General features: G+C 72.6%; 10 protein-coding genes. 2 read left to right on the top strand and 8 right to left on the bottom strand.

Annotated features, from left to right (window positions below; all coding sequences use genetic code 11):
• Window positions 1-245 precede the first annotated feature (245 nt).
• Complete coding sequence (locus AB0C96_RS17615) at window positions 246-1,433, top strand: hypothetical protein (protein ID WP_362918359.1); 1,188 nt, start codon at window positions 246-248, stop codon at window positions 1,431-1,433.
• A gap of 120 nt (window positions 1,434-1,553) precedes the next feature.
• Here the strand turns inward: AB0C96_RS17615 and hflX are convergent, their stop codons facing one another.
• The 6 genes from hflX to miaA all read right to left on the bottom strand — a co-directional run bounded on the left by hflX (window position 1,554) and on the right by miaA (window position 9,797).
• Window positions 1,554-3,044, bottom strand: coding sequence for a GTPase HflX (hflX, locus tag AB0C96_RS17610; RefSeq protein WP_362918357.1), 1,491 nt, complete (start codon window positions 3,042-3,044; stop codon window positions 1,554-1,556).
• 145 nt (window positions 3,045-3,189) lie between these two features.
• A complete protein-coding gene (locus AB0C96_RS17605) occupies window positions 3,190-4,749 on the bottom strand; it encodes a M1 family metallopeptidase (RefSeq protein ID WP_362918355.1) in 1,560 nt (519 codons plus the stop codon).
• A gap of 141 nt (window positions 4,750-4,890) precedes the next feature.
• Window positions 4,891-7,095, bottom strand: coding sequence for an HD domain-containing protein (locus AB0C96_RS17600; protein WP_362918353.1), 2,205 nt, complete (start codon window positions 7,093-7,095; stop codon window positions 4,891-4,893).
• Between the two features lie 197 nt (window positions 7,096-7,292).
• Entirely contained in the window at window positions 7,293-8,168 is an 876-nt protein-coding gene (dapF, locus tag AB0C96_RS17595; RefSeq protein ID WP_362918351.1) for a diaminopimelate epimerase, read from the bottom strand.
• Window positions 8,169-8,216: 48 nt separating this feature from the next.
• Window positions 8,217-8,750: a hypothetical protein gene (locus AB0C96_RS17590; RefSeq protein ID WP_362918349.1), complete on the bottom strand. Its 534-nt coding sequence runs from the start codon at window positions 8,748-8,750 to the stop codon at window positions 8,217-8,219.
• A gap of 108 nt (window positions 8,751-8,858) precedes the next feature.
• Window positions 8,859-9,797, bottom strand: coding sequence for a tRNA (adenosine(37)-N6)-dimethylallyltransferase MiaA (miaA, locus tag AB0C96_RS17585; protein ID WP_362918347.1), 939 nt, complete (start codon window positions 9,795-9,797; stop codon window positions 8,859-8,861).
• 183 nt (window positions 9,798-9,980) lie between these two features.
• On the opposite strand from miaA, the gene AB0C96_RS17580 reads away from it, so the two are divergent.
• Complete coding sequence (locus AB0C96_RS17580; RefSeq protein WP_362918345.1) at window positions 9,981-10,418, top strand: hypothetical protein; 438 nt, start codon at window positions 9,981-9,983, stop codon at window positions 10,416-10,418.
• 78 nt (window positions 10,419-10,496) lie between these two features.
• On the opposite strand, the gene AB0C96_RS17575 is transcribed toward AB0C96_RS17580, so the two are convergent.
• Both AB0C96_RS17575 and miaB read right to left on the bottom strand, forming a co-directional pair.
• Entirely contained in the window at window positions 10,497-11,207 is a 711-nt protein-coding gene (locus AB0C96_RS17575; protein WP_362918343.1) for a class III extradiol dioxygenase subunit B-like domain-containing protein, read from the bottom strand.
• 60 nt (window positions 11,208-11,267) lie between these two features.
• A complete protein-coding gene (miaB, locus tag AB0C96_RS17570; RefSeq protein ID WP_362918341.1) occupies window positions 11,268-12,788 on the bottom strand; it encodes a tRNA (N6-isopentenyl adenosine(37)-C2)-methylthiotransferase MiaB in 1,521 nt (506 codons plus the stop codon).
• Window positions 12,789-12,868: the final 80 nt, after the last annotated feature.

The raw sequence follows: 12,868 nt of genomic DNA, 5'->3' as shown, positions 1-12,868 counted from the left end.
TACCGCGCGGGCCCCGCAGGCAGCCCGGCCGTCCCCCGTATGTACCAACGACGGTGACGACGCCGGATCACGGCCGAGAGCAAGATCCTTGACGGCTGGGAACCGGGGGCCCGAGTACCGCCGTCCCCATCGTCACCGGCATAGTGGTGTGCTGCGCCGGGATCTTGCCGTTCATGACAAGTTCGACCGACGCATTCCGCTCAAGCCACACCGGCTCAGTCCGATTCACCGGGGGGACCCAACCCATGCGCCCAATACGACGGCCAGTCCTGGCCGCCGCCGCCCTCTCCGCCGTCCTGGCGATGACCGTCACCGCCTGCGGTCCGGAGGGCGCCCACGCGGACGCCAATCCCAGTCAGTCCGCGGCCGACAGCACGGGTGGGGGTGAGATCAAGATTCCCCAGGACCTCCAGGACAAGCTCAAGGAACACGGCATCGACCTGGACAAGTGGAAGAACGGGGAGTGGAAGAACTGGGACAAGGACAAGTGGCTCCGGGAAGCCGGACAGTTCATCAACCCGATCATCAAGAACTTCTGGGACCCGGACAAGATCGACAAGGTCAAGCCGCCCAAGGACCCCAGCAAGCCCGAGGACATCTCGGAGGACCAGGGCAAGACCGATCCTGAGCCGGCCGCCGTCCCCGCTCAGCCGGTCAAGACCCCGTACACCTCCACCGCTCCCGGCGTGGGCCTGCTGCTGTTCAGCACCCCCGAGGGCGAGTCCCGGTGCTCCGCCACCGTCGTCAAGGACCCGGCGCACCCCGGCAAGTCGAACCTGGTGTGGACCGCGGCGCACTGTGTGCACGCCGGCAAGAACGGCGGTTGGTACCGCAACATGATGTTCGTGCCGAACTTCAACAAGACCGGCGGTTCCGCCGCGGAGTTGAAGAACAAGCCGTTCGAGGAGCGCGTCCCGTCCGGCAAGTGGTGGGCGGACGACATGGCGACGTCCCAGGAGTGGATCAAGGACGGCGGCGCCGTTCCGGGCGTGCCGATGGCTCCGTACGACTTCGCGCTGATGCACGTGAAGCCGGAGACGGGCACCGGCGGCAAGTCCCTCGAAGAGATGGCCGGCGGCGCGTACGAGGTCGACTTCAACGCCCCGGCGATGGCCAAGATCCCGAGCCTGACCGCCCAGGGCTACCCGGCCGAGGCGCCGTTCGACGGTGCGGCGCAGCAGCAGTGCACCGACAAGCCGACCCGGCTGTCGAGGGACGCCAAGATGCCGACCATGTACCGGATCGGCTGCACCATGACCGGTGGCTCCTCCGGTGGCCCCTGGTTCATCAAGGGCACCGACGGCAAGCCGGTGCTGGTCTCCAACATGTCGATGGGTCCGCGTCCGGCCAGCTGGTCGGCCGGCCCGCACCTCGGCCCCGAGGCCAAGGCCATGTTCGACAACATGAGCAAGAAGTGGGCGAGCAAGCAGTAGCCGGATGACGGGGTGGTGCCCTGTGCGGCACCACCCCCTCGCCCTCAGGTACGCCGAAGGCCCGCCCCCGGGAGTGGGGGCGGGCCTTCGGCGTCGTGCGCCGGGCGTCCTGCCGGACCGTTACGCGGCCGGCACGAACGGCTGGAACTCGGCGGCCAACTCCTCGTGCACCCGCGCCTTGAGGACCGTGCCCTCCGGGGTGTGCTCCTCGGAGATGACCTCGCCCTCGGCGTGCGCCCGCGAGACCAGGGCGCCCTGGGTGTAGGGCACCAGTACCTCGATCTCGACCTGCGGCCGGGGGAGCTCCGCGTCGAGGAGGGTCAGCAGCTCCGCCATGCCCTCGCCGGTACGGGCCGAGACCACCAGGGCGTGCTTCTCCTGGCGCAGCAGCCGCTGGAGCACCAGCGGATCGGCCGCGTCGGCCTTGTTCACGACCACGATCTCGGGCACGTCCGTCGCACCCACGTCGCGGATCACCTCGCGCACGGCGGCCAGCTGCTCCTCCGGCACCGGATGCGAGCCGTCGACCACGTGCAGGATGAGGTCGGACTCGCCGACCTCCTCCATCGTGGAGCGGAACGCCTCGACGAGGTGGTGCGGCAGGTGCCGGACGAAACCGACGGTGTCGGCGAGGGTGTAGAGCCGCCCGCTGGGCGTCTCGGCCCGCCGGACGGTCGGGTCCAGGGTGGCGAACAGGGCGTTCTCCACCAGGACGCCGGCGCCGGTGAGGCGGTTGAGCAGGGAGGACTTGCCGGCGTTGGTGTAGCCGGCGATGGCGACCGAGGGGACCTTGTTGCGCCGGCGCTCCTGGCGCTTGAGGTCCCGGCTGGTCTTCATCTCCGCGATCTCCCGGCGCATCTTCGCCATCTTCTCGCGGATCCGCCGCCGGTCCGTCTCGATCTTGGTCTCACCGGGACCACGGGTGGCCATACCGCCGCCGCCCGCCGAAGCGGAGCCACCGCCACCCATCTGTCGGGACAGCGACTGACCCCAGCCACGGAGCCTGGGGAGCATGTACTGCATCTGCGCCAGCGAGACCTGCGCCTTGCCCTCCCGGGACTTGGCGTGCTGGGCGAAGATGTCGAGGATCAGGGCGGTCCGGTCGACCACCTTGACCTTGACGACGTCCTCCAGGTGGATCAGCTGGCCAGGGGAGAGCTCACCGTCACACACCACGGTGTCCGCGCCGGATTCGAGAACGATGTCACGCAGCTCGGCGGCCTTGCCGGAGCCGATGTACGTGGCCGGATCCGGCTTCTCACGGCGCTGGATGACACCGTCGAGCACCTCGGCGCCGGCGGTCTCGGCCAGCGCGGCGAGCTCGGCGAGGGAGTTCTCCGCATCCTGCACCGTGCCCGAGGTCCACACGCCGACCAGTACCACCCGCTCCAGACGGAGCTGTCGGTACTCGACCTCGGTGACGTCCTCCAGCTCGGTGGAGAGACCCGCGACCCGGCGGAGCGCGGCCCGCTCCGAGCGGTCGTACTGGTCGCCGTCACGCTCCCCGTCGATCTCGTGGCTCCAGGCGACGTCCTCTTCCATCAGGGCGTCGGCCCGAAGGCCCTCGGGGAGGCGCTGCCGGTCCTGCGGAAGGGAAGAAGAGGAGGTCATTTGATCCTTTGCGTCGTTGGGAGCCCTCATCGGGGCCGGGTGACCCCACCGGGACTGTCGCTGGTGTCAACGAACGAACCGCCCCGGAGATTCCCCGGTCCCGTCCTCGTCGACCCGACGATGGTCGCACGGCCCCGGAGGGCCGTCACGCGGATTTTCCGGTCTTGGCGGGTTTTCCGGGGTGCCCGAACCGCCCTGTGGCCAGCCACAGCGGATGTCCCGGCATCGGGGGCGTGTGGGCACCGTACAGCCAGCCGTGGAAGAAGCCCGACAGGTCCTGGCCGGCGACCTTGGAGGAGAGTGCGATGAAGTCGGCGGAGTCGGCCACGCCGTCGCGGTGCTCGGTCACCCAGGCGCGTTCGACCTGCTCGAAGGCGGCCGTGCCGATCTTCTGCCGCAGGGCGTACAGGACCAGCGCGCTGCCGTCGTAGACGATCGGGCGGAAGAGGCTGATCTTCTCGCCGGGCTGGGGGACCTTGGGCGCGGCGGGCGGCCCGCCCTCGGCGCGCCAGCCGTCGGACTGCTCGTACGCCTGCCGCATGCGGGCGTCCAGGGAGGCCCGGAAGTCGCCCTTCTCCTGGGCGTAGAGCGCTTCGTACCAGGTCGCGTGGGCCTCGTTGAGCCAGACGTCGGACCAGCGGCGCGGGCTGACGCTGTCGCCGAACCACTGGTGGGCCAGCTCGTGCACCATCACGGACTCGACGTACCAGCGGGGCAGCTGACCGGAGGTGAACATGGCCTTCTCGAAGAGCGAGAGGGTCTGGGTCTCCAGCTCGAAGCCGGTCCGGGCGTTGGCGATCAACACGCCGTAGGTCTCGAAGGGGTAGCGGCCGAGCCTGCGCTCCAGCCAGGCCATCTGGTCGGGGGTCTTGGTCAGCCACTTCTCCAGCACGGCGCGGTCCGCGGTCGGTACGACGTCGCGGATCGGCAGGCCGTTCGGCCCCTGCCGGAACAGCACGCTGGACTTCCCGATGGAGATCTGGGCCAGCTCGGTGGCCATCGGGTGGGTGGTGCGGTAGGTCCACGTACGGGTCGCGGCCCGGCGGGCGGATCCCTGGGGCAGGCCGTTGGCGACGACGGTCAGCTCCTGGGGCGCGGTGATGTGGAAGGTGAAGAGCGCCTTGTCGGAGGGGTGGTCGTTGCAGGGGAAGACGCGGTGCGCGGCGTCCGCCTGGTTGGCCATCGCCAGCCCGTCGGTGGTACGGATCCAGCCGCCGTCGCTCGTGCCCCGGGGGTCGCTGGTGTGCTGGATGGAGATCTTCAGCTCCTGGCCCGCCGCGATGTGGGCGGCCGGGGTGAGCACCAGGTCCTCGCCGTGCTGCTGGTGTTCGGCGGGTGCCCCGCCGATCCGCACGGAGCGCACCGTGCCGCGGGCGAAGTCGAGGTTGATGTGGTCGAGCTCCGTGGTGGCGCGGGCGGTGATCTCGGTGGTCGCGTCCAGCAGCCGGTCGTTGTGGCCGGAGTAGTCCAGGGAGACGTCATAGGACGTGACGTCGTAGCCGGGGTTGCCGAGCGTGGGGAAGAGCCGGTCGCCGAGTCCCTGCGCCCCCAGGGGGTGCGGGTCGGCCAGGCCGAGGGTGGCGACGGCGGCCAGACCGAGCGCGGCGGCCCGGCGGCCGTGCCACCGGAGCCGGCCGCTCGGCAGGGCGGGGGCAGGGGCGGGGCGACCGGGGTCGCGGGACGGTCGGCGCAAGGGAAGGGACATGACCTACGGCTACCAACGCGGCCCCCTCCGCCGTGGGCGAGGCGGCAAACGGCACCCGAACGGGGGCGGATCGTGCGTCCGTCCAGGGAGCTTTTCCGGCGGAAGGTTTGACGGTGCGTCACCCGTTCGCGGGGCACCCGTTCACGGGCGGGCCACGGCGGCCTGCCGGGCCCGGCCGGCCCGCAACACATCGAAGACTCCGGGTACTTGGCGCATGGCACGCATCAGCGAAGGCAGCCCGGCGGCGTTCGGCAGATGGAGCGTGTACGTGTGGCGGACCCGCTGTTCGTGCGGGGGCTCGACGGCGGCCGAGACCACTGCGGCGCCTTGGGAGGCGATCGCCTCGGTGAGGTCGGCCAGGAGGTGCGGCCGGCTGAAGGCCTCCGCGAGGAGGGTGACCCGGCAGCCGTGGCCGCCCTGCCCGGCGCCCCGCCAGCGCACCCCGACCGGCTGCCGGCCGGTGGCCGCCATCCGGGCCACGACCGGGCACAGGGCGCGGTGCACGGTGACCGTGCCGCCCCGTACGGCGAAGCCGGTGACGGTGTCCGGCGGCACCGGCGTGCAGCAGCCGGCCAGCCGGACCGCGGCACCGGGCAGGTCCGCCACCGCGAGGACCGAGCCCGGGGTCGCCGGGACCGCGCCGGAACGGTCCTGGGGCACGCTGGGGCGGCCGGCCGGGGGCGCCGCGGCGGGCGCCTCCCCGGGCGTCGCCGGGCGACCGCCGGGCTCGCACGCCCCGGCCAGCCACCGGGCGATGGTGAGCCGGGCGGCCGGCGTACGGGCGTGGTCGAGCCACTCGGGCGAGGGGCCGGCCGCGGAGTCCGGGGCCATCAGCAGTTGGAGGCTGTCGCCGTCGTGCAGGACGGTGGCGAGGGTGGCGAGCCGCCCGTTGACCCGCGCGCCGATGCAACAGTGCGCCGCCTCACCGTGTCGTTCGTACGCCGCGTCCACACAACTCGCGCCGGCCGGCAGGTCGATGGCGCCGCCCGCCGCGCCGGCCGGCCGGTCCGCGCCGCTCGCTGCCGCGTCGACGCAGAAGACGGTGATCTCCCGGTCCTGGGCGAGGTCGTCGCGCAGCGAGGTCCAGAACGTGTCCGGGTCGGGGGTGGTGCGCTGCCACTCCAGCAGCCGGGAGAGCCACCCGGGGCGGGTCGGGTCGGCCCGCTCGCCCTCGGGTGCGTCCACGCCGTCCGTCGGCGCGTACGGATTGCCCAGCGCGATCACCCCGGCCTCGGCGACCCGGTGCATCTGGTGGGTCCGGATCAGGGTCTCGGCGATCTCCCCGGACGGGCCGGCGATGGCGGTGTGCAGCGACTGGTAGAGGTTGTACTTGGGAGCCGCGATGAAGTCCTTGAACTCCGAGACGACCGGTGTGAAGCAGGTGTGCAGTTCGCCGAGGACCGCGTAGCAGTCGGCGTCCTCGGCCACCAGCACCAGCAGCCGTCCCAGGTCCGCACCGGTCAGCTCGCGGCGGGCCAGCCGCACCCGGTGCACGGAGACGAAGTGCCGCGGCCGGATGAGGACTTCGGCGCCGATGCCGGCCTCGTCCAGGACCGTGCGCAGCCGCTCGGCGATCGCGGTGAGCGGATCGGGCCGGGTGGCGTACTCCAGGACCAGGGCGCGGGTGGTGGCGTACTCCTCGGGGTGCAGGATCGCGAAGACCAGGTCCTCCAGCTCGGCCTTGAGCGCCTGGACGCCGAGCCGTTCGGCGAGCGGGATCAGCACGTCGCGGGTCACCTTGGCGATCCGGGCCTGTTTCTCGGGCCGCATCACGCCGAGGGTGCGCATGTTGTGCAGCCGGTCGGCGAGCTTGATCGACATGACCCGGACGTCGTTGCCGGTCGCCACCAGCATCTTGCGGAAGGTCTCCGGCTCGGCGGCGGCGCCGTAGTCGACCTTCTCCAGCTTGGTGACCCCGTCGACGAGGTAGCAGACCTCCGCGCCGAACCGTTCCCGCACCTGGTCGAGCGTCACCTCGGTGTCCTCGACGGTGTCGTGGAGCAGTGAGGCGGTCAACGTCGTGGTCTCCGCGCCGAGTTCGGCGAGGATCAGGGTCACCGCCAGCGGGTGGGTGATGTACGGCTCGCCGCTCTTGCGCAGTTGGCCGCGGTGCGAGGACTCGGCGAGTTGATAGGCCTTGGCGAGGATGTCCAGGTCGGCCTCGGGATGGTGCCTGCGATGCACCTTGGCGACGTGTTCGAGTGCGTGCGGGAGGCCGTCGCGCGGGGCCGGGCCGAGGAGCGCGGCCCGGCCGATGCGGCGCAGCCCTCTGAGTTCCAGTCGGCGGCGGCCGCGCCTGCGGCCCGCTGCTCCAGGGTTACCAGGGTTAGTGGCCTCTGCGCTCATGGGCACCTCCGGCAGCGTCGACCGGCGGGGGACGCGTCGCTTGGGACGTCCGGGCCGGTGCTTGATGCTATCGAGCCCATCACGCTGCGCTGTCCGCCTCTCGCTCAGAGTGATACAGACCACCCGTTCGAGCGAAACTTTTGGCCGGAACCCGTCTCTCGTGAGGGTGGCCGGGGCGGGGTCCGCCCCGGTCCCGATCAGGCGAGCGCGGCGGTCAGCCAGGCGGGGTCGAAGGTGCCCTCGGCGACGATCTCGGCCGGCCCGGTCATCTCGACCGTGCCGTCGGGCAGCTCGGTGATCGACAGGCTGCCGCCGAGCACATCGACCGTGTATGTCACCGGCGTACCGGTCCTGGTGGGGTCCACGCCGTCCCTGCGCGCGGTGGCCACGGCGACCGCGCAGGCGCCGGTACCGCAGGAGCGGGTCTCGCCCGCGCCGCGCTCGTGGACCCGCATCGCGACGTGGCGTGGACCGCGGTCCACGACGAACTCGATGTTCACGCCGTCGGGATAAACCGCCGCTGGGCTGAACGGCGGTACGGACCGCAGCTCACCGGCGTGGGCCAGGTCCTCGACGAACGCGACGGCGTGCGGGTTGCCCATGTTCACGTTGCGGGCCGGCCAGCTCCGACCGTCGAGCGTGACGACGACACCCTCCTCGGGGAGCACGGCGCGTCCCATCGAGACCGTGACGTCGCCGGTCTTGGCGAGGTGGACGCGGAGCACACCGGCGCGGGTGGCGACGGCGAGCTCACCGGGCTCGACCAGGCCGGCGTGGAGCAGGTAGCGCGCGAAGACCCGCAGGCCGTTGCCGCACATCTCGGCGACCGAGCCGTCGCCGTTGCGGTAGTCCATGAACCACTCGGCCTGGTCGGCCTGGTCGCGCGCCTCCGGGTGGGCGGCGGACCGCACGACGTGCAGCAGCCCGTCGCCGCCGAGGCCGGCCCGCCGGTCGCAGATCCGGGCGACGGCGGTCGCCGGCAGGTCCAGGCGGCCGTCCGGGTCCGGGACGATCACGAAGTCGTTCTCGGTGCCGTGGCCCTTGAGGAAAGCGATGCGCGCGGTGCTGGTCACCCCTGCATCGTACGGGGAGCGCGGGGATCCCGGCGGGGCGGGCCGGCGTCAGCGCAGCCGGGCCACGCGCCAGATGGCCAGCGAGGCGGGGACGGCCACCACCAGGGCGTACAGCAGGACCACGCGCCAGTTGGCGCGGCGGCCGGAGCCGCGGGCCGGGAGGCCGGGCCAGGTGTATCCGACGCGACGGGCGGCCATCATGCCCCAGCCGGCGGCGCAGCAGCACAGCAGCAGGCCGAGCATCGCGATCACCGCACCGCCGTCGCCGCCGAACTCGAAGGCGAGGGGGAAGGCGAACATCAGCGAGCCGACCGCGGCCAGTCCGACGATCGGCGCGAGCTGCCACAGTCGCAGCCGGCGCGGCGGGCGGAGCTCCCGGAAGGACTCGCCGCCCTCACCGGGGGCATCGGTGCCGGCGTCCGGACCGTCGGAGCCGTCGAGGGGGCCGTCCAACGCGTCCTGGGCGAGAAGCGCGCCGGTGCCGGACAGCTCGTCACGGACGTCCGGGCCGTCGTCGGTCAGCGGTGCCGCATCCGCGCCGTTGTCCGGTTGCTGCGCTCTGTTGCGAGGGCCGGCCTCCATTGCCACGCGCCCTCCCCACTCCAGACTGCACGCCTCGATCGAAGGTCGATGATGACACGCCCTCAGCGGCCCGGATGACGGCCGGAGCGTCCCGATGCCATGACGTGATCAGGCTGTGACCGGTCGTTCGAGCAACGCCAGTGCCTGCCCGGGAAGTTCCTCGCGGCGATCGGCCGCGCCGCTCAGCCAGTGGACCCGCGGGTCCCGGCGGAACCACGAGTCCTGACGGCGCGCGAAGCGCTTGGTGGCGCGCACCGTCTCATCGCGCGCCTCCTGCTCGGTGCACTCCCCCGCCAGCTGGGCGAGCACCTGCTGGTACCCGAGGGCCCGGGAGGCCGTACGGCCCTCGCGCAGCCCCGCCGCCTCCAGCCGGCGCACCTCGTCGACCAGGCCGGCCTCCCACATCCGGTCGACCCGCCGGGCGATCCGCTCGTTCAGTTCGGGGCGCTCGACGTCGACGCCGATCTGGAGGGTGTCGTAGACCGCTTCGTGGCCGGGGAGGTTGGCGGTGAAGGGGCGGCCGGTGATCTCGATGACCTCCAGGGCCCGCACGATGCGGCGGCCGTTGCCGGCCAGGATCGCGCGGCCGGCCTCGGGATCGGCGGCGGACAGCCGGGCGTGCAGGGCACCGCTGCCCAGCTCGGCCAGCTCGGCCTCCAGGCGGGCGCGCACCGCGGGGTCGGTGCCGGGGAAGTCGAGGGCGTCGATGGCACCGCGTACGTACAGGCCGGAGCCGCCGACGAGGATCGGGGTGCGGCCCTCGGCGAGCAGCCGGTCGATCTGCGCGCGAGCCAGCCGCTGGTACTCGGCGACGCTGGCGGCGCGGGTGACGTCCCAGATGTCCAGGAGGCGGTGCGGTACGCCCTGCCGTTCCTCGGGCGTGAGCTTGGCGGTGCCGATGTCCATGCCGCGGTAGAGCTGCATGGAGTCGGCGTTGATGACCTCGCCGCCCAGGTGGTGGGCGAGCGCGACGCCCAGATCGGACTTTCCGGCCGCGGTGGGGCCGACGACGGCGATGACCCGCGGAGCGGGAACGGCGGTGTTCACCCCGTCAGTCTCGCAAACCTCACGCCCCCATCTCGAACGAGCGACGTGACGGGCTACCGATGACGTCGTTGCCTGTTGCGAGGTCCCGAGAGATCCGGTGCAGCGCCGGCGCCCGTGGGCGGCGTACCGGTCCGCTCCGGGCGACCCGGGACGTCGCCACATGAAGAGCGTAGGAGCAGTTATATGGGTGTGTTTTCGCGGTTTCGTCGCCACAAGTCCGAAGCGTCGACGGAGGAGAGTGCCGCCGCGGCGGTGACGGCCGAGGCGGAGGAGCCTGCGGAGCCGGCCGCTTCGGCGGACACCAAGGACACCAAGGACACCGAGGGCGCCAAGGGTGCCGAGGGGGGCAAGGGGGCCGCCGGCACCGCGGGCGACGCCGAGCCCACCGAGGGTGCGTCGACCGCGGCGGAAGCCGGGGAAGCCGGTGAAGCCGCGGCGTCGGCGACGTCCGGTGACGCGGAGGGGACGGCGGACGGGCAGGCCGCCACCGAGCGGGCTCCGGAACCGGCCGCCGACGGCGCGCCGCGCGCCGAGCAGGCCGCCGAGAGCGCCGGGATCCCCCACCAGCAGTCGGCACGGGCCGCGGCGGACAACGAGTCCGGCGAGGGCGCGCGGAAGTAGTCCGCGCGCCCGGAGCAGGCGTGGCACGGCAGCGGCCGCGGGGTGGTCATCCCGCGGCCGCTGCCGTGCCATGGGGCGCTACGACCAGGCAGCCACGAAGTAGCCCACGCCGTACGGGGCCTCCTCGCGCAGCAGCCGGCCGCCCAGGCCGGCGCCCTCGGCCGCGCCCGCGAGGACCTGCCAGCAGGCCCGTCCGGACGCCTGGAGGTCGGCCGCCAGCCGCTCGTCGAGCGCGGTCAGCGCGGGGAGGTCGGCGGCCCCCAGGGCACGGGCCGCGGCGGCGTCGAAGCCCTCGGCCCGCTCGTCGAAGTAGCCGGGCGCCTTGACCGTCCGGCAGGCGCTGCCGTCGCCCATCACCAGCAGCGCCATTCGGGGCGCGGCCGCGGCGATCTCCCGGCCGGCCGGCAGGCACCGGTCGCGGGGCAGTGACTCCTCCACGCCCAGTCCTTCCACGGGGGCGTCGTCCCAGTCCGCGCGGGACAGCAGCCAGGCGCCGACGGCCAGTGACGGCGGGAGTTCCCGCTCTGGCACGTCCTCCGCGGCGCCCAGCGTCACCTGGAGGTCCACCCCGAAGCCCCGGAAGGAGCCGGCGGCACCCTGCGGGTGCCGGCCCCGGCCGGGCTCGTCGGCGGGGCCGAGGACGACCAGCCGGTCGGGGCGGGCTGCGGCGAGCACGCCGAGCGCGTCCAGGCAGGCGGCCCGCACCGCGTCCAGCTCGGGGGCGGCGCCGGCCGCCACCTCCGGTACGAGCAGCGGTGGGCAGGGGCAGATGGCGGCGGCTACGAGCATGCCACGCAGCGTAACGCCCCGGAGACGGCAGCTCCGAGGCGACGACCGCGCCGGAGGGGGTCAGTCGCAGCCGCAGCCGGCGGCCGGCGCCGGGCTCGGCGCCGGGGCACCGATGGTGGGCAAGCCCAGCAGCACGCCCTTGGGCTGCTGCGCGGGGGCGGCGTTGCGCTTCTGCCAGGCGTCGCCGGCCCGGGTGCGGCGGACCTCCTTGGCCGGCCCCTCGGCCAGCAGGTGGTGCGGAGCGGCGTAGGTGACCTCGACGGTCACCACGTCGCCGGGGCGGACCGGCTCCTCGGGCCGGGTGAAGTGCACCAGGCGGTTGTCGGGAGCCCGGCCGGACAGCCGCTGCGTCGCATCGTCCTTGCGGCCCTCGCCCTCGGCCACCAGGACCTCCAGAGTCCGGCCGACCTGCTTCTTGTTCTCCTCCCAGGAGATCTCCTCCTGGAGGGCGACCAGGCGCTCGTAGCGCTCCTGGACGACCGCCTTGGGGATCTGGTCGTCCATGTCGGCCGCGGGCGTACCGGGGCGCTTGGAGTACTGGAAGGTGAAGGCCTGGGCGAAGCGGGACTCCCGGACCGTGTGCAGGGTCTGCTCGAAGTCCTCCTCGGTCTCGCCCGGGAAGCCGACGATGATGTCCGTCGAGATGGCGGCGTCCGGCATGGCGGCGCGCACCTTCTCGATGATGCCGAGGAAGCGCTCCTGGCGGTACGAGCGGCGCATCGCCTTGAGGATGCGGTCGGAGCCGGACTGTAGTGGCATGTGCAGCTGCGGCATCACGTTCGGCGTCTCGGCCATGGCGGCGATGACGTCGTCGGTGAAGTCGCGGGGGTGCGGGGAGGTGAAGCGGACCCGCTCCAGGCCGTCGATCTTCCCGCAGGCGCGCAGCAGCTTGCTGAAGGCCTCGCGGTCGCCGATGTCGGAGCCGTAGGCGTTGACGTTCTGGCCGAGCAGGGTGATCTCGCTGACACCCTCGGCGACCAGCGCCTCGACCTCGGCGAGGATGTCGCCGGGCCGGCGGTCCTTCTCCTTGCCGCGCAGCGCCGGGACGATACAGAAGGTGCAGGTGTTGTTGCAGCCCACCGAGATCGAGACCCAGGCGGCGTAGGCGCTCTCGCGGCGGGTGGGCAGCGTCGAGGGGAAGGCCTCCAGCGATTCGGCGATCTCGACCTGCGCCTCCTCCTGGATCCGGGCGCGCTCCAGGAGGACCGGCAGCTTGCCGATGTTGTGCGTCCCGAAGACCACGTCGACCCAGGGGGCCTTCTTGACGATGGTGTCGCGGTCCTTCTGGGCGAGGCAGCCGCCCACGGCGATCTGCATGCCGGGGCGCGCGGCCTTCTTCGGGGCGAGCTGCCCGAGGTTGCCGTAGAGGCGGTTGTCGGCGTTCTCCCGCACCGCGCAGGTGTTGAACACCACGACGTCGGCGCCCTCCCCGCCCTTGGGCGCGGGAACGTATCCGGCCTCCTCCAGCAGCCCGGACAACCGCTCGGAGTCATGGACGTTCATCTGGCACCCGTAGGTGCGGATCTCGTACGTCTTGCTCTGCTGAACGTCCACTGCCGGGCTCCGGTCGCTGCTGGTCATGGAAACCAGGGTAGGCGCTCCCGGAAGTACGTTCCGCCGCGCAGCGCGCCGGTGCCCGCCGACCGCGCCGGGCCCGCTCT

Origin of the sequence: Streptomyces sp. NPDC048506, from assembly GCF_040651315.1 — a bacterium.
Lineage (GTDB): Bacteria > Actinomycetota > Actinomycetes > Streptomycetales > Streptomycetaceae > Streptomyces.
Note: the sequence above shows the minus strand (reverse complement) of the source record. Positions and strands in the feature narration are given on the sequence as shown.

Excerpts from the sequence above, each read along its gene's own strand:
- AB0C96_RS17615 (WP_362918359.1), top strand. The coding sequence starts at position 246 with ATGCGCCCAATACGACGGCCAGTCCTGGCCGCCGCCGCCCTCTCCGCC.
- hflX (WP_362918357.1), bottom strand. The coding sequence starts at position 3,044 with ATGACCTCCTCTTCTTCCCTTCCGCAGGACCGGCAGCGCCTCCCCGAG.
- AB0C96_RS17605 (WP_362918355.1), bottom strand. The coding sequence starts at position 4,749 with ATGTCCCTTCCCTTGCGCCGACCGTCCCGCGACCCCGGTCGCCCCGCC.
- AB0C96_RS17600 (WP_362918353.1), bottom strand. The coding sequence starts at position 7,095 with ATGAGCGCAGAGGCCACTAACCCTGGTAACCCTGGAGCAGCGGGCCGC.
- AB0C96_RS17590 (WP_362918349.1), bottom strand. The coding sequence starts at position 8,750 with ATGGAGGCCGGCCCTCGCAACAGAGCGCAGCAACCGGACAACGGCGCG.
- AB0C96_RS17580 (WP_362918345.1), top strand. The coding sequence starts at position 9,981 with ATGGGTGTGTTTTCGCGGTTTCGTCGCCACAAGTCCGAAGCGTCGACG.
- AB0C96_RS17575 (WP_362918343.1), bottom strand. The coding sequence starts at position 11,207 with ATGCTCGTAGCCGCCGCCATCTGCCCCTGCCCACCGCTGCTCGTACCG.
- miaB (WP_362918341.1), bottom strand. The coding sequence starts at position 12,788 with ATGACCAGCAGCGACCGGAGCCCGGCAGTGGACGTTCAGCAGAGCAAG.